18 protein-coding genes are annotated in these 22003 nt (G+C 48.1%); 14 read left to right on the top strand and 4 right to left on the bottom strand.

All coding sequences use genetic code 11. The annotated features are described in order from the left end of the window. Positions 1 to 46 precede the first annotated feature (46 nt). From GM173_RS15935 to GM173_RS05895, 3 genes are all read left to right on the top strand, one after another. Complete coding sequence (locus GM173_RS15935) at positions 47 to 2623, top strand: DUF8426 domain-containing protein (RefSeq protein ID WP_239078402.1); 2577 nt, start codon at positions 47 to 49, stop codon at positions 2621 to 2623. Continuing rightward, on the top strand, positions 2623 to 3927 hold the full coding sequence (locus GM173_RS05900) for an McrC family protein (protein WP_203570444.1): 1305 nt from the start codon (positions 2623 to 2625) through the stop codon (positions 3925 to 3927). The genes GM173_RS15935 and GM173_RS05900 overlap by 1 nt, the downstream gene beginning before the upstream one ends. Before the next feature lie 108 nt (positions 3928 to 4035). Further along, positions 4036 to 4791: a DUF6933 domain-containing protein gene (locus GM173_RS05895; protein ID WP_203570443.1), complete on the top strand. Its 756-nt coding sequence runs from the start codon at positions 4036 to 4038 to the stop codon at positions 4789 to 4791. A 96-nt stretch (positions 4792 to 4887) separates the two neighbouring features. On the opposite strand, the gene GM173_RS05890 is transcribed toward GM173_RS05895, so the two are convergent. After that, positions 4888 to 5220, bottom strand: coding sequence for a helix-turn-helix domain-containing protein (locus GM173_RS05890; protein ID WP_203570442.1), 333 nt, complete (start codon positions 5218 to 5220; stop codon positions 4888 to 4890). 144 nt (positions 5221 to 5364) lie between these two features. After that, positions 5365 to 6249 (bottom strand): BrxR family transcriptional regulator, encoded by an 885-nt coding sequence (locus GM173_RS05885; protein ID WP_203570441.1) that lies wholly within the window; start codon positions 6247 to 6249, stop codon positions 5365 to 5367. A gap of 280 nt (positions 6250 to 6529) precedes the next feature. On the opposite strand from GM173_RS05885, the gene GM173_RS05880 reads away from it, so the two are divergent. From GM173_RS05880 to GM173_RS05860, 5 genes are all read left to right on the top strand, one after another. Continuing rightward, the gene (locus tag GM173_RS05880; RefSeq protein ID WP_203570440.1) at positions 6530 to 7957 is read left to right on the top strand and encodes a Wadjet anti-phage system protein JetA family protein; all 1428 of its coding nucleotides are present in this window, start codon (positions 6530 to 6532) and stop codon (positions 7955 to 7957) included. 337 nt (positions 7958 to 8294) lie between these two features. Then, positions 8295 to 9041, top strand: coding sequence for a hypothetical protein (locus GM173_RS05875; protein ID WP_203570439.1), 747 nt, complete (start codon positions 8295 to 8297; stop codon positions 9039 to 9041). 8 nt (positions 9042 to 9049) lie between these two features. Continuing rightward, positions 9050 to 9313, top strand: coding sequence for a hypothetical protein (locus GM173_RS05870; RefSeq protein ID WP_203570438.1), 264 nt, complete (start codon positions 9050 to 9052; stop codon positions 9311 to 9313). Between the two features lie 12 nt (positions 9314 to 9325). Beyond that, positions 9326 to 9541: a hypothetical protein gene (locus tag GM173_RS05865; protein ID WP_203570437.1), complete on the top strand. Its 216-nt coding sequence runs from the start codon at positions 9326 to 9328 to the stop codon at positions 9539 to 9541. Next, complete coding sequence (locus tag GM173_RS05860; protein WP_203570436.1) at positions 9501 to 12191, top strand: carbohydrate-binding protein; 2691 nt, start codon at positions 9501 to 9503, stop codon at positions 12189 to 12191. The genes GM173_RS05865 and GM173_RS05860 overlap by 41 nt, the downstream gene beginning before the upstream one ends. 177 nt (positions 12192 to 12368) lie before the next feature. Here the strand turns inward: GM173_RS05860 and GM173_RS05855 are convergent, their stop codons facing one another. Both GM173_RS05855 and GM173_RS05850 read right to left on the bottom strand, forming a co-directional pair. Continuing rightward, the gene (locus GM173_RS05855; protein ID WP_203570435.1) at positions 12369 to 12923 is read right to left on the bottom strand and encodes a hypothetical protein; all 555 of its coding nucleotides are present in this window, start codon (positions 12921 to 12923) and stop codon (positions 12369 to 12371) included. A gap of 25 nt (positions 12924 to 12948) precedes the next feature. Beyond that, positions 12949 to 13515: a helix-turn-helix domain-containing protein gene (locus GM173_RS05850; RefSeq protein WP_203570434.1), complete on the bottom strand. Its 567-nt coding sequence runs from the start codon at positions 13513 to 13515 to the stop codon at positions 12949 to 12951. 85 nt (positions 13516 to 13600) lie between these two features. Here GM173_RS05850 and GM173_RS05845 point away from each other — a divergent pair, with 85 nt between their 5' ends. The 6 genes from GM173_RS05845 (at position 13601) to GM173_RS05820 (ending at position 21986) form a co-directional block, all read left to right on the top strand. Beyond that, complete coding sequence (locus GM173_RS05845; protein WP_203570433.1) at positions 13601 to 13903, top strand: helix-turn-helix domain-containing protein; 303 nt, start codon at positions 13601 to 13603, stop codon at positions 13901 to 13903. A 235-nt stretch (positions 13904 to 14138) separates the two neighbouring features. Then, the gene (gene istA, locus GM173_RS05840) at positions 14139 to 15698 is read left to right on the top strand and encodes an IS21 family transposase (protein WP_203570432.1); all 1560 of its coding nucleotides are present in this window, start codon (positions 14139 to 14141) and stop codon (positions 15696 to 15698) included. Continuing rightward, a complete protein-coding gene (gene istB / locus GM173_RS05835) occupies positions 15692 to 16432 on the top strand; it encodes an IS21-like element helper ATPase IstB (RefSeq protein WP_203570431.1) in 741 nt (246 codons plus the stop codon). Before istA ends, istB begins: the two co-directional genes overlap by 7 nt. A gap of 96 nt (positions 16433 to 16528) precedes the next feature. After that, a complete protein-coding gene (locus GM173_RS05830) occupies positions 16529 to 17209 on the top strand; it encodes a DUF4194 domain-containing protein (RefSeq protein ID WP_203570430.1) in 681 nt (226 codons plus the stop codon). A gap of 14 nt (positions 17210 to 17223) precedes the next feature. Next, positions 17224 to 20844 (top strand): SbcC/MukB-like Walker B domain-containing protein, encoded by a 3621-nt coding sequence (locus GM173_RS05825; RefSeq protein ID WP_203570429.1) that lies wholly within the window; start codon positions 17224 to 17226, stop codon positions 20842 to 20844. Next, complete coding sequence (locus GM173_RS05820) at positions 20844 to 21986, top strand: Wadjet anti-phage system protein JetD domain-containing protein (RefSeq protein ID WP_203570428.1); 1143 nt, start codon at positions 20844 to 20846, stop codon at positions 21984 to 21986. The genes GM173_RS05825 and GM173_RS05820 overlap by 1 nt, the downstream gene beginning before the upstream one ends. The last annotated feature ends 17 nt before the right edge of the window (positions 21987 to 22003 follow it).

Raw genomic sequence — 22003 nt, 5'->3', positions numbered from 1 at the left:
CCGGTGGATGCTGGCAGTTCAAAGTATGGATTATGGAGTCCTGCGCATGAGCCTTGCATCTAAGGACGGGTTTCGCACTTATCTCGCGCAGCAGCAAAAGTTGGCCGACAACACAATTAACAGCTATTGCTCGGGCTTGAACCATTTGTCGAGCCATTGTGGGCAAGACCTCTTTGCTCTAACGGACGTTCAGCAGCTCAATGCCTTGCTGGCGCGCTACATCCAAGGCGGTGCAGATGAAGAGCATGGCAAGTATGGCAATTGGGCGGCCAGTAATGCGCTGCGCCACTGGCGTGATTATGTTGTGAGCCTTGAGGCCGGTTATGAGTCTGTGCTGGCGCACTTTGCTTCCGTACCAGAACTTGCCAAGCAGCTGAATGAGCATGGACAAACGGCGTTGTTCTGCGCGCTGGCTGAGGATTTGCATCAATGCAGTGCGGATTGGTGGATTGTTGGAAATGGGGAAATTCGAGCTGGGCGAACTGAGCACCCGATGATATGGGCCAGTGCCGTGGTGCTGGAAATGAAGCTGGCACATCAGGGCTTAGTCTATCGCCTCAATACCGGAGAAGATGTGACTTGGCTACCATTGAGTGCTGAGGCTGCTTCAACTCTGGTAGAGCGCTTGGGCAGTGACCCCCGTTTAAGCAAGTTAGTGAACCGCGCTGCCTATTGGCCCGATGATTATGAACACATGCGCGGGCATTTGGTGATTACGCTTACCGATGGCGCTATTCGTAACGGTTATTTGGCCATTCCGAAAACACAGCAAGTTTTTGGCGAAGAGTATTTGGGTGAGGAAGATAAGCCCGCCTCCAAACTACTGACCCTACATCTGCCAGATGGTAGTGCAGTGCAAACGCAGGTACTCCGCAACAGAAAGCGTCTGCAAAAGCGCTTTAACAGCCTGTTTGCCACTGAACAGCTGGTTGAAAATGACCGGGCGATTATCTCTTTACTGGATGATGGGTCATATCGCCTGCGCTTTGTCCGTGCTAACGAGCAGCTTGTACTGACGCCCCAAGACAATACCGAGGTTGCAATGAACCAGAGTGAGCAGACTACTTCCCCCTTGAATCAGATTCTCTTCGGGCCGCCGGGTACCGGCAAAACCTATCACACGATTAACGAAGCGCTGCGAATTCTTGAGCCTGATTTTCTGCTGGCCAATTCAGAGCCAGAATCGCGTACAAAATTAAAGTGCCGTTTTGATGAATTAGTGGAAGAGAAGCGGATTCGTTTTGTGACTTTCCACCAGAGTTTTAGCTACGAAGATTTCGTCGAAGGGCTGCGCGCTGAGCCTGATGATAGTGGGCACTTACGTTACAAAGTTGAAAACGGGGTGCTGAAACAGCTCGCACGCGATGCCAGCCATATCGAGGTAGCAGGACGCTCGACTATCAATGTGTCTGACGATGCGCGCATCTGGAAAGTATCAATAGGTGGCACGGGCAATTCTCCGCTGAAAGACTATTGCTTGCGACATGGTCAAGCACGTATCGGCTGGTCTGAATTGGGTGATATGCGCAAATTGGATGAGCATGGCCGCCAGTATCTTGATTCGCTGGGCAGCAATGACCGAAATACAGCAATGGCCTTTGCCAAAGAAATTGCAGTGGGTGATGTCATTGTGAGCATCAATGGTCAGGATGCGATTGGTGCTATTGGTGTAGTCACCGAGCCGTATTTTTACGCTGAGTTGCCCGAGGTGGCAGATAATCACTACCCCCATGCGATTGGGGTAGATTGGCTCTACAAAGACCTCGCCTTACCCGCGCGTGCATTGAACGATGGCAAGATTTTTACCCAAAAAACGGTTTACGAACTGCATCGTTTCAAGTGGCCAATTTTGCTAGATGCAATTTTGAAAAGCGGAGCCAAAACCGAAGTTGGTGCAGAAATTTCGAGCGCAGCAGCCCATTTGCCATATGTGTTGATTATTGATGAAATTAACCGAGGCAATATTTCGCGTATCTTTGGTGAGCTGATTACGCTGATTGAGCCAAGCAAACGCGCTGGTGCTGATGAAGAGCTATCAGTGATTCTGCCGTATTCCAAAGAACCATTTAGCGTACCAAATAATGTTTACCTCATTGGCACCATGAATACCGCCGACCGTTCGTTGGCAGGATTGGATATTGCATTGCGCCGCCGTTTTACCTTCAAAGAAATGCCACCAAAGCCCGTGCTACTGGATGGCATATTGGTGGAGGGCATTGATATTGGCGCGATGCTGCGTGTGATGAATCAGCGTATTGCCGTGCTACTCGACCGCGACCATTGCTTAGGCCATGCCTACTTTATGCCGTTGGCGGCTGAGGGTGGTAATACCTTGGCGAAGCTGGCGGAGATTTTCGAACAAAATATTATCCCGCTGCTGCAAGAGTGTTTCTTTGAGGATTGGGAGCGTATCCGCTGGGTGCTAAACGACCAGAACAAGGGTGATGGGGCATTTATCGTCGAAGATAAAGAACTGAACGTGAGCCAGCTTTTTACCAATGTACCGGATAAATTGCGCCCAATACCACGATGGAGGGTGAATCGTAAGGCCTTCGAGTCCATCGAGGCTTTCCGTGGTATTGGCAGAGCTGAAGCAACAGCGGATGAACTGGGGCTGGCTTGATGCAGGCTCCGATTATCGTGCGCGAATATGCGCGGCTAACAACCAGTGAGGTGCCCCATCCAACGCTTGATGAGGCCCAAGTGAGCGAAACCGCTTTTGACTGGCTATGCGAGCTGGCTGGGCGTTTTCGTGCCTCGGGCGCATCGTTGCTGCAAGTCGATGGTCGACGCTGGCTGAAACTGGATAACTTTGTTGGCGTACTGGAAAGCCCATGTGGGCAGGTGATTGAAGTCCTGCCCAAGCATCGAAACGAAGGCGATTGCGTGCTTGAGGCGCGTCGCTTGATGCAAAAGCTGATTAGCTCAGCGTTGCAAATGTCAGCTCGGCAGACCGAGGTGGCCAGTTTAGAGCTTTACGATGCGCCACTGGCTGAATGGGTGATGCAGCAGTTTTTATCCGAGCTTGATTATCTGTTTAAGCGTGGTCTGCGCTTTGATTATCTGCGCATTGAGGAAGAGCAGCGCTATTTGCGCGGGCAGCTCGATGTGGTGAAACAGATGCGCCAACCGCCGGGGCGCGCGCATTTTTTCCAGATTCGCCACGATGTGTTTTTGCCCGACCGACCTGAAAATCGCTTATTGAAATCGGCACTAGCGCTGGTGGCTCGCACTGCGCAACAGGCTGAAAACTGGCGGCTTGCGCATGAGTTGATGGGGCTGTTGCATGATTTACCGGCCAGTCGTGATGTTGAGCAGGATTTCCGGCTCTGGCGCAATGATAGGTTGATGGCCCACTATCAAGGCATTAAGCCGTGGTGTGAATTGATTTTGCACCAGCAAATGCCCTTGGCGGTGGCTGGGGAGTATCGCGGCATTAGCATGCTGTTTCCGATGGAAAAGCTATTTGAAAGCTACGTTGAGCAGCAGTTGCGGATGGCGCTGCCCAAAGGTGCTTCATTGCGCAGTCAGGTGCAGTCTGAATACCTTTGCAATCACGGTAGCGAACGTATTTTCCAATTAAAACCAGACTTGCTACTGAATCACGCTGGGCAAACCATTGTGCTGGATACCAAGTGGAAATTATTGGATGCGGCAGACCGCAGCAATAAATACGGCTTGAGCCAAGCGGATTTTTATCAGCTCTATGCCTATGGGCATAAGTATTTGGGTGGAAGTGGCGAGCTGGTGCTGATTTATCCGGCATGGGCCAAGTTTGATGCATCACAGCCGATTGCTGATTTTAAGTTTGATGCAAAGATGAACCTGCGTGTACTGCCTTTTGATTTGGATGATGCAGAGGCCGCAAAAAAATTAATTGCTCAACTGATGAAGCCAAGTAATGCAACAATTGCCGAGGCAGCTTAACGCAACTAATTTGGCGCGATAGACGAGTACCAATTTGAAATATATGTGGTTTTTTGGCCGAGCTGCCGACGAGCTGCTGGTGAATGACTTAGACAATGAGAATGATAAATGCTGCTGTTCCAATGCACTAAAGATGCAGCTGAGGCGCTGACCGTGACCCGTAAGGGGGTGATTGAGTCTTTCGTAGAGACCAAGCCAGCCCCGATTGAGCAAACTGCGTGGGTATGGCAACTGCATGCCGTCAAAATCGACCGCAAACTGGTTTTTATCGCCATGCAGGCCGATACCCGCTTTGCAATGGTGTTCTGGGGAATTAAAAAAGGCGATGCTGAATCGTTGTTGCAACTGTTCTTCGAGCGGTTGGCTAATCATGTGTTCTGGCTGGTGGAAGATGCACAGGCGCTGGATGAGCAAGCCGCTTTCAAGATGGTCGACCAATTACTAGAGGCGTGTCGCAGTTTGGCCTTTCACGCGGGGAGCGACCGCAGCGTTCAGACGCATATCAATGAAGTTGCGCGGCAATGTAAGTATGGCTTCGATGCGGTTGGCCATTTGCCAGACAATCGCGAAGAAGCTGCTGGGTTTGACGAAAACATGAATCAGATGCCGCGTAGTGTACGTGGTGGCAGTTATTTTTTCCCGGCTCAAGAGCTGCTTTGCAATACGCTCCGCGATTTTGCGGGCTTTGATGCGGGAAAACTCTCGGCTGTTCGGCAAGCGGTGCAAGAGGCCAAACGACGGCAAGGCGCTGAGATGCTGCTCGGGCATGCGCAGCTGATGAATCCTCAGGAAGGCGATGCGATGCAGGCGCTGATTGAGCAATTGCTGGCACAGGGTAGTAAAGGCAAAAAATCGCTGCATTAGTGGGCATGTGTCGATTTTTTGACGATTTTTAAACATGTTTTTTAGATGTGTCGATTGGTGCGACATTTTTCGACACGATTTAAAGCTCATGACATTTCAGGTTGTTTTTTTCTGGCGCGGTTTGCTTGCCCTCTGTCTTGGCTGTGCCTCACGGGTCAGCATCAACGGGTCGATTGTTGCGACAGGCGCAATCGTTGCAAGCCAACCTTCACGGCCCAGCACCCGCAGCACTTTGATGAGTGTATTCAGTGATGACCCATTCCCGAGCTCTAAATTTCTAAGTGTACGCAGACCGATGCCAGCTCGCTCAGCAACGACTTTCTGCTCCCAGTTTTTGCTGATTCGCAAGCGTTTCAAATTCTCGCCCAGCTGCTGCTCTAACTCTTCAGGCGTGTGAAGTCTAGAAGTTGCTCTGTTTATTATCTGCATTTTGCTTACCATGACGAATAGATAGTTCTCTCCGCAATTAAGAGGCTATATTGTGCCTTTAAAGCGAGAATATTAGCTTAGTCGGCATAATTTTGCCTCTTGTTACGAGACTCACTTAGATAGGCAAATTTCAGGGGTATGTCCTCAGCGCTTCGGAAGTAAGGGAGCAATTTCTTCGCGATTCAGCAGGATAATTTGTTGAATCTGCGGTTTTGTTTCCTCTTTTTCATCTAAGCCCAAATTTCTGACTACATACAAAAGTAGTGCGCGTCGACACTCGAAATGTAGCTCGCCGTTTTCCATTCCATAGTCGAGCTCGATGACCCGCTGATGGGCTACAGGCAATCCAGGATTTGGAGCCAGAACTAAGGTAACGGTTGTCTCCCAATCATGGTCTATTGGTGGCGCAATCGGTGCGATTTGCTCTGCTCCCAAGGACAGAATTCGCGCGATAACAAAGTCGCGGTAGCCATTTTCTAGATGGCAGTACACTCGGACATGCCATCGATGTCCATCGTGTCCAAGCGCCTTAGGAGATACGAGCCGTTTTTTTGGTGCGGGACTCGTCATCGATTGGTAGGTCATCTCAAGCGCACTGCTTCGGCGCATTGCTCCCAATAATGTAATTAGTGTTTCGGCACTCAACTTCCGAGCTGGAACTGGTGCCACGGCAACGGAGGGCATCCACCCCAAAAAGCTATCGCCCTCATTAAAAGTGCCGCAAGCATGGGCTAGCAGGTCACTTAGGAATTTCTGCGGCTGACTTGATGAAAATACTGGTTGGAATTCGTTTGTTATCAAATAGCTTCGTTCGCTCCGGTCATACGATGCATTGTTTGGCGCTATCTCGAGATAACGAGCAATGTCTAAAGAAGCTTGCGGTGTCGAAACACCAAAAAAATCAGATATATCCCCTCGATTTAGTCGTCCATCCCAACGCAATCTGAAGTCAATGAATTCAAGCCGTTTCTCAGGGCCCCAGCGTGAGACGTTTCGGGTATCGGGAAGTTGGGTCGTTGTCGGTTTCATAGTGCTAACTGTAGCATACGTATAAAAACTTTACCCATAGTAATTTTAAGCGTATAGTTTTTATGCGGTAATGCATTTCGGGTATTAATCAATAATCGCGAGTAAACCGATTTCTTATCTTGCAGCTGAATATAGAAAGAGTTGTTTGTGCCGACTGACTAACCCCCTAGAGTTAGCCCGGCTAAGTATGAATCTTGGTGTGCACTGCTTAAGTACATTGGTGTATCGACACTTTTGTTCTGCACGTTTTCTAACTTACATTGAGTTAGTTTTCAGTCAAATGTTCTTCGACAGCCAACGAAACAATTTTTTCCGTCCGCTCACCGGTAAGCGCCGAGAGCTGGTGGCTGCATGTATTCGTTCGCTGTATGAACGTCTACACGGCCCAGGGGCTGATTATTCTCAGAGCCTGAATCGCGACAATCTTCGCGATGTTCTTATACCCGCCATTCAAGAACACGCTACTGATGTATTCGAAGATGATGCTGCGGATGAGGATGACCTAGCCACTATCGACAGTGGTGATGTTCAACAGCTTGCGGGTGTCTTGATTCGGGGGCTGCTGAAAGACGGCTGGTTGGAGACATTTGGTGACCGTGTTGGTCTTGTCACCGCATACCGTTTTAGCCGTGCAGGTAAATTGTTCGCCGAAGCGCTCTGGTCCTTGAGTCGTCTGCGTACCCGTAGCCGTCAACGCAACGTTCGTGGCTGTCGCAACTCTCTTGAGGCAGCATTGAGGAACGTTGATGCATACGACCTCGTGGATGCTTACGACTATGCCGAGAAGGTTATCAGCGACTTGTCGGAGGGCGTGGATTACTTTCAGGAATTGGTGCGTCGCTTGATGTCCGAGGCTTCCCAAACCCCTTGGGAAGAGTTCATTGAGTTCCTTAACCGTTTCGAAAAGGACTTTAAGAAGCAGATGACTGCCGACAACATCGAGCGGCATCGCCAGGCAATCCGGGAAGCTATTCATAAACTCAGGTGCATCGACCAAGGTAAGTTTGATGCCTTTGAACAACAGCTACGCGACATCGCACCTTGGGGAAACCCTGATAATCACGCCGAAAGCATTTTCGATTGGATGTTGGAGTGTGTCGAGGAGATGGTTGAGGCAGCCTGCACAACCAAACATCCCGAGTTACTCAAGGCTATGAATATCTATGTTCGTCGAGCCACAAGCATTGTGCAGCAAGCCATGTTGCTTCGTGGTGGCCAGTCTAGGCACAACTACAGTAAAGCTATCGCAATGGTTGCAGACTTGACAGGGGAACAGCAGACGGCTTTCTTGGAGGGGTTAGGTGATGCCATCGCCTCGGCAGAAATCCGCTTACTTGACCCAGCAACATTCAAACTCCGGGCAGCATCGCACAGACGCAAGGCTTTGGCAGTGACCGTACAACCTCGTGTTACTCGTGAGTCCAGACTGGCAGCCACTATGCATCGGGCTGAAGCGGGGGCATTCGCGCTGTCCAACGACGACGTGTTAGAGAACATCCGAACAGAGCTTCACCTCCGTAGTCGAACATTTCGCCTATCAACTTTACCCGTCGCGACAGCGACGGATGTTCTGCATGCGATGCAGGCTGTTGAAGCAATACGAAGTTCGCGCGCAGCCGATATTAAGGCAACTAAATTGCCAACACGACTCTACAACGAATTCTATTCCGCACACGATTACCTGATTGAGTTTAATGCGTATTCTTAGCCATTTAGCCACCCGTTCTTATCCGACGCATCCACTTAGACTCACGAACTCCACCACTCCAACCTTAGTTAGTTAATCTGCAACAACTTCCTTACAAATAGTCAGAATATTTGACCAAATAAGGATTTACCCGTACATTTGAATTTTGTGAAAGTGCTTTCAATATCTCATCTATTTGTAAAATATTTTAGACAGCTTCTGAAAGCTTTTGGCCACGAGTTTAAGCTTAAGCCTCACCGTATTGATGAATGCGCTTCTTATCCTTGTCACGAGCTACTCCATGAGTGTTGCGGAGAAGGTCGCATAATGGTTTTTATTAAATTTAATAGGGGTTTGTATGTGGATTCCGCTCCCCCAAGAAAAGAGCATAGTCTATTGGCTTTCACCTCTGCTTGTCGCTCTTCTTTGTCCTAGCGCCTTTGCAGATCAATCGTCATTTGGAATTGTTGACTTTATTGCTGCAGGAAGAAATGAAAAACTGGCAAAAAAATATATTGATGGTGCAAAAATAGCGAATGTCCGTCGTAAAGATTTGTACACAAAAGATGGGTTGCCATTCGGTATAGAGTATGAAATAGATTTCAGCGTAACTTATCCATTTAAATTTCACGGTGCAAATGGCGCTAGTGAACTTATAAATCCATGGCCTATTCTATATGAAAGTGATGAGGACTCGAATAAAAGAATTGATTTTCGTTCCACAGTTCCACCACGTAAATATATAAAAAATGGAGAACCATATACTGAAATTCATCCAAAAAAAGGGGATTACACCCTTAAGTATTATCTTCTTACTGACTTAATGAGCGTTAATAAGAAAGGTGACTTTTGTATTCGACATATGGCTCATAAATTTACATTTTCGGGATATAAGAATATTCCAAGAAGTAGTCATGCGGACGCAATAGAGTACATAGCAAATGCATGTGAGGTAAATGCATTGCACTTAGGGAAAGTTGAATTTGATATTCAAGTACCCGACGGGGGAAAAGTGTTATATGCAAATAAAGATGAGGTGTTTCATGGCAATGCATGCACATATCTTATCAATTTTATAAAAAGTAACCCACCAATTTGTGAATAAGGATCGTTATGAAAAAATTTTTGTTGTTGTTAACAGTGCCATTGTTTTGTTATGCCGCACCAAATGAAATTAGTGATCATACTATTAAAGGAACGTCAGTTAAAACCTTGCACGTTAAATGCCAAGATTCTCGGCTCGGAATGATCTGGATAGATGATAAAAATATAGGCAATGAAATTTGTGCTGCCGCACAAACTGGATCATTCGACAAATGTGCATCAAAACAAAGTTGGTCTGTTGAATCAGCTGCCGAAGAACTTTGCGCTAAATAATAAGGTTGGATTATGAAATATAAAAATATCGTTCTTGCTTTATCGATGTGTGGCATGTTTTCGATTGCAATTCCTGTGAACGCATTTGAACCAAGAGATGCTGTATATGGGCACGCAAGAATCACCAAAGATGGCGTGAAACTTTCTACAATATTGTCCGATGGCTCTGAAATTGTTATGAGCGAAAATGCTATTGAAGAAATTACTCAAGGAAATGCCAAAAGGTAAGCGAACTTCTGGCTATTTTAGTGTGCTGCATGTTTTTGCTACTGATAAGCCACAAAAACCAGGTGAAGCTCCAGCCGAAGCGGCTAAGAAATCCAGCGCGACAGCCAATAAATGTGATCATGGGTTCAACAAAACAATCCTTGGTACGAAGTATTTGGTTTCTGGAATCAACAAAGATCACCATGGTGAAAATGCCCTACATCCAGCAGCACAGTCCGCAGCAACAACTGCTACCAAGGAATATCTTGAATTGGTGATCGCTGAAATCCGAAAAGCGTTCCCTGATGTCGAGGAGCAAGACCAAAAGCTAATGGACTTTTTTGACGTCAATTTGCAGCCAATTGGGTTCGTGGTTGATACCACTGGTAGTATGGGGTCGATCAAGCAAGGGGTTGTAAACAACATTACTCGTATCATTGACGAGTACAAAACTAAGAATAAAGAAAACTATAAAGCCGCTCGGTTTTTGCTAACTCAGTTTAATGATCCCGGCTTTGGTCCAACCGTTGTTGGTAACCCTGATCAAATCCGTGCTGCGGCAGCTAGTATTCCGATTTATGGTGGTGGCGATTGCCCTGAACTGGCGTTTTCTGGCTTAGTTGATGCGTTGAAAAAGGCACGACGCAAGAGCACTCTTTACGTATTTACAGATGCATCTTCAAGCGATTCATCGGCTAGCTCGGTTGCTCAAAGCATGGCTAATGCTAAAGAGATCAAGATTCATTTCATCACCAGTGGTTCTTGCTCGCCAATTGACCCTGCATACTATGCAACTGCAGCCGTAACTGGTGGCAGCGTGATTCTAACCTCCCATAATCAACGTGAAACTGAAGCGATATATCCGTTGTTACAGGCAGGATTGGGCGATGGGGTGAGTATCATTAATGCAACGGTAACTCCTACTTCGACGCTGGAACGTGTTCCCGTGCAAATTGATGAATCTATTAGTCGAATGACAACCACCATTAGTTCGATGTCCTACAAAACTCTCCGCCTAATTGCACCAGATGGCAGAGAAGCAACTGAGTCGCTGGGAGCTGTAGGTCGTGTAGCCAGCGCGAATATTTATGCCATTGACAATCCACAGCCGGGAACATGGTATGCGGAGGTGGATCTTACTGAGCGCACGCCGATGCCTATTATTGTGGATGTCACCACAAATACGCCACAGCGTGTCATTACGGGTAATTTTGTTGAGTGGTCTGGCCGACCAGATCATGAGGGCTGGTTCAATCTAGCTGGCGATCCGCTGGGCGGAGAGCAAACTGTGCGCGTCGAGATGAGTAAACCGTTGCTAAATCCCCGCATTGCTTTGATGGATGCTAGTGGGCGTGAATTGATAAGCGCGGCACTAACGCTACAAGATGGTACGACAGCCCTGTATATGGGAAAAATCACCGTACCACAAACTGCCTTCAAACTGGTGGTTATTGGAAGCGATAGCAAAGGTAATAAAGTGCAACGGATGTTACCGAAGCTTTACGGCGGTAAGAACTTGAAACTGGATACGGTTTGGGCGAACAATCCATTCGCAGAAGGACAGCATGCTGTCATTCGTTATCTGGTCAGCAGCCTAGTTGATGGTGATGTCGCGTTGAACGTGCAACCTTCTGCAGGTACTGTCAGCTACCCAAGCGGCAACACGGTCAAGCTGAGCAAGAATGGTACTGCATATATTGATGCAGATATTCTGCTGCCTTTGGGGATGACGGATGACTTGCAGGTAACGGCCACCATCACGACGGGTAGCGGACTAAATGAGAATCGCACTTCGATTTCTAGCGAAGAACCAGTACACAAAGATACTGATCGGGATGGAGTGGCGGACATCTCCGAACAGGGCTTGTCTGGTGGCGATCCATTGTTAGATAACGATGGCGACGGTGTACCTGATTTCCAACAAGCTCGCGTCGTGTCGACTTGGAGTGCAGACCATACGTTCTATCTATCTTTCGTTGGCAATAATGGCAGTGTATTCAGCAACTTCAATAACAAGCCAATTCCAGCCAATGCCAATATTGCATCGCCACTACTGGGTGCCAGTACCTTTACCTTGAGCGAAGGCACAGGTAAGAGCTTGACGATTTTGCTACCATCGCGCTTAGTTGCAGGATCGCTGTGGTCACCAGTAAAAGGTAAATTAAATGAGCCTTGGCAGCAAATTCCAGCCAGTGGACTCAACAACGCAGCCTTTGGTAAAGGCGAGATCGCAATTACCCTTGAGGATGGTGGGCTGTTCGACATGGATCAAGTAGTAAACGGTCAGGTCACTGCGACTTTGGCGATTGGCGACTTCTCTTTGGGTGGACAGTGTAAGGCATGGCAAGAAGGCGCAACCTACAAGATTGGCGACGTAACTTCTTTTAGTGGGAAAATTTATACCACCTTGCAAAGCCATACAGCATTAAGCACGGCATCGTGGAGTCCAGCCAATGCTCCTTCACTCTGGCAAGTCGGTGGGGTTTGCGGCGCACCTGTCGTACCAAGTTGCAAAGCTTGGACTGAGGGGACTGCCTTTGTGGCTGGGGATGCAGTGAAGTATAACAGCGCAGTGTATACAGCTATTATTACGCATACTCCACCAGTTGGGGCTAATTGGAATCCAAGCGTTGCCCAGAGTCTTTGGGTTAAGGATGGTGTTTGCCAATAACGCATTGAAAGTTATGACGTAAAAAACAAACCCCAGATTTTTTCTGGGGTTTGTTTCACATTGCGGTGGCTAACTTAAAAACCTGAAATAGACAATAACAGGCAGTTGAAATCATTATCAAGAGCTAGTCAATCGACGCAATGGTTACTATGCCCGCCTACATGCAATGCAAGCGGGTTAGGCTTGAACGGTATGCCACTTCCCTGGCTGACAGCCTCGCCGTAATAGGATCAACCACGGGAGCATCATAATTCGGAAGTTAAACCAAAGTGCGGGGGCATAAATTGCAATTAAACATAAAAAAGCGGCAAGTTTCATCAGTGGGGGTCTATCAGATACAGCGATACCCAACGCTGTCACCGCAATGCTGAGTGATGTATAGAGCGTTAAAGTGCAGCCGTACCACCAAGACCAGCGCTCCGCAATTAGACCGAATTCACCCTTTTTATTCCGACGTAAGTCACCGGCTCGTTTGAGTAGTTTAACTTCCCAATCACAGAGTTTGAATTGCGCTTGCAAATCTAATACCTGCCGACGCTCATCTTCGTTGAGTTCAAAGCCAAATCGCTCTTTAAATATGGATGGCGTCGTGAGTGAGTAGTAATACAACTCTTCCTCGTTGTAGCCAACGCATTGTTTTCGCTGAAAAATATTAACTTCGAAATGAACTAATGGAGATCGATCTGATTTTGGCCAACTTTTTTTAAAACGTGAAAATATTGTTTTTAGCATTCTTAGTCCTTTTGAAAACTGCTTTTTATTCTTTATTTGTCGATGTGTGTGCCGCCACCATTGCAGCTAAAGGATCTGAATGGTTTGACTGAAAGTGAACCAGCGCCGCTGAAAGTACTTCACGCGCTCGCATAGTTGGGTCTGGGTGGGTAAAGAAGCCGTTATATAGCCCTGAAATGAGCGCACTTTTTTCATTCGCTTTTGCTAGTTGTCCAAGTAACATTTCACGCTCGGGTGTGACTGGGATTTGCGGCGTGCTCCTACCCATTAACTCATCAACAAGCCGTAATGCTTCTACGTGACCTTGGGCAGCAAGCCGCGCCAGTTCAACACGCAGCACAACAATTCGAAACCACTCCCCATCAATACTTGAAGCGCCTTCCAAAGTGCCCTGTCCCAGTAATAGCCAATCCAAACTCACTTGAAATTGCACTGCTAGCCGACTCAAAAAATCCGCGCCTGGCTTTTTAACACCGCGAATCATATCGCTAATGAATGCTGGGGACGCTCCCAGCGCCCGTGCAAATTCGCCTTGCGTCATTTGTCTAGCCGTTAGTAGCTGCGCCAACCGTTGACCAAAGGTATTCAGCATATAACCTCTTTGTTGTTGCTCTTGACGAACGCCAAAGGATGCAAATATACTCTAATGAGTTTAATAACATCAGCAATGAGCGATCATGAATTCAATAGTATCAGATTTAACAGGCGTTTGTGATCAGCCGTTGTGTGATGCCGCTGAAATAAACTATAAGTTGAAGCGATTAGGCTGGAGTCAGGCGAAGTTAGCGTCAGCGTTAAAAGTGTCGCCTGGTGTAGTCAATAACGTCATCCACGGTCGAGGTACTAGCTACGTGATTGCCCGATGCATTGCCGAGATGTTGAATGTTTCTGTGCACGAGTTATGGCCTGAACGATACGTTTTTAAAGCCCGTCCGAGTCGCTGCAAAATACTAAATAACAACCAAGGAGAAAAACCATGACTTAGAACTGATCGGAAGTTTTGCTGGATCAAGGTCATGGAAGGAACGAAGGGCTTAGGACTAGAGATCCCAAGCCCTCCGAAGAGTTGTCAAACATAGGCATGCTGACACCTCAATTGTCCGTTCCATATTCAGCGGCGTCAAGCCGCTGAGCCTTGTGTTGCCCAAAATTTTGGATAACTGGCTGATTTGCACAAAACAACCATGTGTAACTCAGTAATCAAGGACATCAATCATGAGAATTTCTATTACTCAGCAGCGTGAAATTGTGAAATTGATTGCCACGCGCACCCTAACTAATCGCAATATTGCGCAACGTTTAAAGCTACATCACTCAACCGTTGGCACCGTCCGAACGAAATTGGAACAAAGCGGCTTAGATCCATTGCAGCTATGCGACTTGGACGATACCAATTTCGTTCGTCAGCTGGATAGCACATTAAAAGTAGGTAAAAGTGACCGTATTTTGCCAGATTGGGAAAATGTCAAAACCCAACTTCAAACGCGGGATGTCACGCTGGCTTTAGTGTGGGAAGAATACCGGCTGGCTTATAGTAATGAGCTGGACAATACACTTTCATATCCACAATTCACGCGCCGCTATCGCGTATGGCAGAAAAAACAGCGCATTAGCATGCGTCAAACCCACCGCCCTGGCGATAAATTCTTTGTCGATTTTTGCGGCAAAACGATGTCCATCACCAACCCTGACACGGGTGTGGTCTCATTTGCTCAAGTGTTTGTTGGCGTGCTGGGGGCATCGGGTTATACATTCGCACATGCAGTGCCGTCGCAAAAAATCCCTGACTGGGTTGAATGCCACGTCAAAGCCTTTGAATTCTTTGGTGGTGTGCCGCAACAAATCGTGACGGACAATCTCAAGTCGGCGGTGATCAAAAACACGACCAAAGAGGTTTTTTTGAATCGTGCTTATGCGGACATGGGGGAACATTACGATGTCATCATCAATCCTGCTCGTCCCCGTAAGCCAAAAGATAAATCGTTGGCCGAAGTGAGCGTGCAAATTGTTCAACGCTGGGTTCTTGCCCCTCTACGTAACCGCGTATTCTTTAGCATCGATGAATTGAATGTTGAGATTATGCGCCGCATAACCTTCCTCAATAATAAAACCAGCAAGACCTATTTAAAAAGCCGACGTGAACAGTTTGCGTTACTTGATCAGCCCGCGCTAATGCCGCTCCCTGTACAGCGCTTTGAGCTCGCTGAGTGGAAATGCAATCAGCGTGTTCCACATGACTACCATATTTTTCATGATGACAGCTATTACTCTGTTCCTTTCCAATTTCGGCAAGAGTTAGTCGATGTACGCTCTACTCAGTATACGATTGAAATTTTTCGGGGTAATAAACGCATTGCGAGTCATCTTCTGCGTACAACTGCAGGGCAATCAACAAAGCAAGAGCACATGCCTATTGAGCACTTGCGCTTCAGTGAGGATGAACCCGCGCTTCTGAAAGAATGGGCAGAAACAATCGGTTCAAAGTTCAAAGAGTGGGTCACCAAGGCACTAGAACAGCGCAATAATTTCGCAAATGGTTGGCGCAACGTCAAAAAATTGCGCCAATGGGTTCGTGAAGAACAGAATCATGATCGGCTTGAATCTGCTGCTGCGTTTGCATTGACGATCAACGTGCTTACTTTTGAGCGTATGCAATCGATTATCCGCAATAAAAGTGATTTGCGGCAACCGATTGAAAACACAAATTGGGTGACTCAGCATAGCAATTTACGTGGTGCAGATTATTACAGTGGTCAAGGAGCTGCATCATGCTAATTAATCAAACTCAGCAGAAGTTGCAAACACTTGGCTTGTCAGGCATGGCGCGCGCATTTGAACAACTGTTTCAGCGACCGGAAAGTCAAAACATCAGTTTTGAAGATTGTGTTGGTTTACTGGCAGATGCAGAAGTATGCGACCGTGATAATCGACGAATTGCTCGGTTTCTGAAGTCGGCCAAGCTACGCCACGGCCGTGCAACCTTGGCGGACATTGATTATCAACCAAGCCGAAAATTAAACCAGCCGTTGATTATGTCTTTATCTGATTGTGGTTGGATCGATCGTCGCCAGAATTTGATTCTAACGGGCGCGACAGGTACTGGAAAATCCTGGATGGCGTGCGCGTTTGGGCTTCAAGCATGCCGAAACGGGTTTTCTGTTTACTACACCACGGCGACGCAACTGTACGAAGACCTTGCTCATGCCCAAGCCGACGGTTCTCTACCTAAATTACGGCGATTGCTAATCAAGACAAGACTTCTTATCTTGGATGATTTGGGCATTGGCGGCGTGGACACTGCGCTTGGGCCTGTGTTGTTGGATATTATTGACCAGCAGACCTTACAAGGCGCTTTGCTCATTACCAGTCAGTACCCAACAAGCAAATGGTATGACCTGTTTAATGACCCAACCGTCGCAGATGCAATCTTAGATCGTATTGTCCATCGCTCTCATTCCTTACAACTACAGGGTGAATCTATGAGGAAACTGAAGGCCAACGAACTGTAAGAAAACTAGCCACTCTCACACCCTGGGAGTGGCTAAATTGTATGAACGGCAGTGGATGAATCAAATAAGCGGGGTGGCTACGAGAGGTGAGTCAGCATGGCTAAATTGAATGACATTTCGCATTTAATAATGAACCTGAAAAAAAACGCCCTTGAGCAACTTAATTTGTCTGGGTTGAAGCTCGACCGATTTCAGGAGATTGTTACCCGGCTTTTTGCCTATGGCATTGTTGTTAGGGCCGAAGATGGAGTCGAGGCACGCATTTACGACGATGCTCGCCGTATTGAGGCGCTACTAGTTGACTATTTTGACCTAGCGGGGTTCTTTCTACACCATGACTCCAAGGCTGAATTCTTCAGACTCTATGCCCCAGGAGCGCAGGCACCGGGCATCACTCCGGATGGTATTGAGCCTGTCCCATCGCTGAAGGCCAAACTTACTCCTGACTTCGTGGCTGCGGCACTCGCTCTTCGATTTCTCTACCAGAAAGGGCTCATGGAAGGTGGTCTAAACCTTACTGATGAGGGTGAGGTGCTGACCCGTTTTGAAGACCTCGCGGCAACCCTTCAAACCCAGCTAAAACGGCCGTTACCCGAAGCTGTTGTAGACAGGGACAAGCTCCTTCGGGAATTGCGCCGCCATCGGTTAATACGACTGAGTCCTACATTTTCAATGGCTGATGAAGATGGTCTTATCGCTATTCGCCAAACCATTCTCGGCATTATCAGTGAAGATGCGCTTGCAGCTGCGCTAGAAGTCGGAGCAGCAGAACCATAGGAGGAGTCTGCCCAATGAAACTCGAATCCCTAATTCTTATTAACTGGGGTTCATTGCGACCCGGTGAATATCCAATGGGTAACATGACTTTGCTGACGGGGCCGACTGGTTCAGGCAAATCCACGATGCTTGATGCCCTTCAAACAGGGATGACTGCTGTATACCAGCATATTTTCAGCTACAACCCAGGGCAGGATGAAACGCACCAGAGCGCGCGTAACGGCAAGACGAAGCGCACTCTATGGTCTTACATCGTTGGGGCCGAGGATAACCTGTTTGCTCGACCAGATGGCGCTCATGGTTATGTGGGGCTGGTCTTTCGACCGAGTGAGGGAGAAACTGGCAAAAGTTTCACAGCACTTGTTGGTGCGGCAGCGAAAGTCGATGGCTCAGGAGACCGCCGGCAAGCCGTCCAAGAACGACTGGCACTACTCATTATCGATGACGCCGAACTCAAGTTTGAAGACCTAGTTGATGTGGACAATGAAGATAATATGAGCGTGGTAGAGGTCGAGCGCGTTGAATCGCATCTAAAATCATTCTATCCACACGTATTGAATCTTAGGGACAATAAACGTGAGTATCTTTGCCAGTTATATGGTCGCTTCCGAGGACAAAAAGTAGTCTCCTTCCAAGAGGCAGAAGCTGCCGCCAAGGCTTGGACTCAGGCAATTGCACATAAGCCTATTGGCAGCGTCGATGAACTAGTTAAATCCCAGATTCTTGAGCATGACCCTTTTCAGCATGCGCAACGAATTGGGCAAATCAGTGATTTAATTCGCCAAGTCCACAATCTGCGAAAAGATGGTGAACGCCTTGAGGTTAACATTGAGCGTCTGCAACTCCTCGGCGATGCTATTTCACAAGCCAAGAAAGCATATGAAGATGCGACACTTTACCAGGCGCTATCAGCAAAGCGCCTTCTCGCGGAAGATGAGCGCCTTCTGACTCAGGCCAAGTTACGTGTTGCAGAGTTAGGTGAAAAAATAAAGGTAGCCAATGACTCCGCTTTGCAGGCTAACACTGAAAAGAGCAGCTACCACGAGGGCCTAGTAAATATTGAGGCAAGGTTGACGGGAATTCCAGCGGCCAATGAAAAAGCACAGCTTGATGAACGCGAGAAGCGAGCCTACCTAAGCCTCAAGACGTCTATTTCTGAGCTGCAGACTGCTCTGTTGCAAGTAGCTAGCCTTCAGAAAACGGCTCTTCAGCTGATTGCGTTACCGATTCCTCCTGAGTTCCGCGCAATCCAGTCAGCAATGACAATGATTGGACATGAGCTATCCAAATTGAGCCGTCTGCCACTTGACATATGGCACGGGCAGCTTGAAGCATTGCGGTCTCAGGAGGTTTTGACGGAAACGTTAGTAGTATTCAAGTTGCTTCGAGACTTGGAATGTATCGACGGTTCTTTTGAACCGCTGTATGAGGTGATGGCTGGGGCTACTCAAAGCTTTGTTTCTGCTGTGAATAGCCAACTGGGGGCTCTGCAGTCCTTGGTGGATGCTGCAGTCGCAAGAGAAAATGCGGCTGCCGAGCGTAAGAAGAACTTGGCTGAAGGCGGTGCGGATTACCCCCGCGAAGTGCAATATGCGCTCAAAGCCTTTCGCAGCGACTTGCCGAACATTCCAGTTCAGGTGCTCTGCGATTTAATTGAGCCAGTCGACCAGGAGTGGATGCCTGCTATCGAAGGTTACTTGGACGGCGCCCGTTTCAACTTGATTGTGCCGGAAGAGGACGAGGAGCGTGCAACCCGCTTTGTGAAAGGGCGATTTCCACGGGTACGTGTCATTCAGGGGGCCTTGTGTAAACGTAAGGCAAAGCCTGAACTGGTGCCAAGCGATTCTATCATTCACGAACTGGCAACCGAACATCCCATTGCGCAAGCTTATCTAATCGACATGTACGGTCCGGTGGTCAAGGTTCACGATTTTGAAACCCTGCGATTCACCTCACGCGGCGTGATGAAGGATGGTCGCGCTGCCGGCGGCCGCACTTTCTTCACTGCCGACGCTGAAAATTTGGTCTTCGGGAAAGCCCAGCAAGCTATTGCTCGGCAAAAGGCCGAAGAGGAGCATGTTGCAGCAACGAAAGAGTTGGGGCAGATGAAAGAGCAAAGGCAAGGGCTGAATGCGTTGCTTGACTTAGTGAAGCAAGTAAAGCTTCCCACATTCGACGCTGCCTTACTGGCGATGCAAACTGTATCTGAACTTGAGTTGGTTTGGGAGGCTGCAAATCGCCTTGACCTTACTGAAGTGGAATCTTTGTTGGGTGAAAAGGAATTACTAAGCACCCAGATGGGTCGTTGTGATGAAGTTATTGGAGCCGCGAACCGGCAAATTGGCGAGTTCAATAGTCAAATTGGAATGTTTCAGAGCTCAGTTACTCAGAGGGAAGTAGCGATTCCGAACCGAAAAGCCAAAGTCATTGAAGAACTTGAGAAGCTAAAGGCGTTGACTGAAGTCAGTGGTGCTCTTTCTTACATCGAAATGGAAAGCCAAATTGATAATTTATTGCTGTCTGGCGAGGGGCCGCAGAACCTTTTGGAAACCGTGCAGACCCTGCAATATTCAGCACGCGAGTACACCAGTGATGTCCGTGAAAATGTAGGTATATACAACCAGTATGCCCTTCAAGATGAAAAGCTGGATTTTCCTTACGGTGAGCAGCGAGAAGGAAGTTTTGCACCCATCTATGGTCTGCTGGTCCAGTTACATGTGAGTGTGCGCGAGCAACTGCGCTTGCAAAAAGATACTGGTCTTTACAAGAACCTTGAGCAGCTGCGCCAGGCAGAGAACTCATTTCAAGACGTCTTTACCAAGCAGTTCTGTTACGAGATTCGAAATGCAGTAGACACTGGGATTCGAACGCTCAAAGCACTGAATACTGAACTCGACAAGCTCAAGTTCGGAACTGACCGATTCCGTATCGACTGGTCCCATTGGGTCCCTGAATTCGAGGAATACTATAAGTTCTTCAGTGCAGCCTATGAACTAGCAGAAACCCAAGAGTCAGGTGGTTTGTTTGATGAGACGGCCCTCAGTCCGGAAAATTGTTCGGTTCGTGACCGCCTCCTGAAACTACTCCTCGCCGACGACCAGGAGCGTGCTCAGAAGGAACTTCAACGTATCGCTGACTATCGGAATTACCGTCGATATGAAATCTGGAAGGAGTCGGACTCAGGCTCTAAGGTTGCCTTGTCAGAATGGGGAACTGGCTCTGGTGGACAATTGGAAACACCAGCATATATCGTGCGTGCGGCAGTTGTCACAAACCGGTTGAAGCACTTTGAGAAAGGGATGAATCTCAAATTACTGGTCAACGATGAGTCATTTGCCAAAATGGACGAGCGTCGGGCACAAGACGTAATGAAATTCATCCGGGATAGCCTTGGGATGCAATTGATTTGCGCCATGCCTACCAAGCATGCCGGTGCGTTGAAGGCGGAGTTTACCAAGGAATGGTGCTTTACTCGAACAGCGGCAGAAGGCAATGGCGAAGTTGATTTCGTATCCGAGGCTGATGAGCGGGAACTCAATCCCGACAGGCTCCGCGAACTTTGGGAAAAGCGTCGGAATGAGGTGCGTCAGCAGGCGCAAATTCTATTCGAGGCTACTGAGACTGCGGGGGCTTAATGACCGTTCCATTATGGCTTAGTGAGCCTGGTGTTACGCATCTACTGAATTTCTTAGTAGATAAACTAGATGCCGCCGACGCTCAGGGGAGGCAACTTGTCCGAGCGGTTAAGCTGGATGTGAAATCGTTCCCCGCACTTTACAAAGCAAGTCTTGAGGAGGAGCGCGAGCGACAGTGGATTCAGCTCGAACACATGGTAGCCTGGGGCTGGTTTGAGCTGAAAGCTGAACGTCAACAGCCAGGGCGTGCGCCGTATGAGTGCAATCCACGGCTAGTCATTAAGGATGAGGCTGCGCTTCGTCAAACGACTGGACGACTGATAAGAAATCGCTCTTCCGGAGAATTGTGGCGAGATGCCGTGTATTCATTGCTGGGGCTCGATGACTCTGTGAAGGAAGTCGTTTCGCGAATGCGCCTCGATGTTCCGGGCCGTACGGCTCATGAGATTGTTCAGCAACTAGCATTGCTGCCCTCCATTGCTGAGGAGCCGTTATTACTTCGCGAGGTGTCGGCCCGGTTGTTTTGGGGGCTCTCCAAGGTCCTAGATGGTAGACAGCAATTGGTTGCGGCAATACTTCAGGTCGATGACTGCCCGTTTCCCGAGATGCCCATTCAGCTTCTGGTTTTTCTGCCATCAGAAGATTTTACGGGGGTGCTCTTTGTAGAGAACTCCGCTACTTATGAGCAAGCAACTCGGTCAGGGGCTGAACATTATTCAAACCTTGCATTAATTTTTGCGAGTGGGTTCAGGGGGAGCGCGCGAAGATTACGGTCAGCCTCTGGGGCATCGGTGTATTTCGCTGGTCATGGCTCTTTGGATGAAAAACAAAGGAATAAATTTCAAGCTTGGCTTTGGCGGGAGGAGTTCAAATTACCTTGCTGGTTTTGGGGGGACCTAGACTATGCAGGCATGCGAATTCTAGCAGCCCTACGAAAGGTGTTTGATGAAACATCAGCATGGGAACCAGGCTATCGAATTATGTTGGAGCGGTTACTTGCTGGCCAAGGACATACTCCTGAATCGGGAGCCAAAACTGGGCAGCTAATAATTGAGGCTACTGGTTGTGCATATGCAGACTTGGAGCTAATTCCCGCTATGGTATTGACTGGAAAATTTGTAGACCAAGAGGTGGGTGGATGACTAGCCCTTAGGATAGT

This window comes from Deefgea chitinilytica (assembly GCF_016881405.1).
GTDB lineage: Bacteria > Pseudomonadota > Gammaproteobacteria > Burkholderiales > Chitinibacteraceae > Deefgea > Deefgea chitinilytica.
This window is presented reverse-complemented; position numbering and strand designations above follow the sequence as displayed.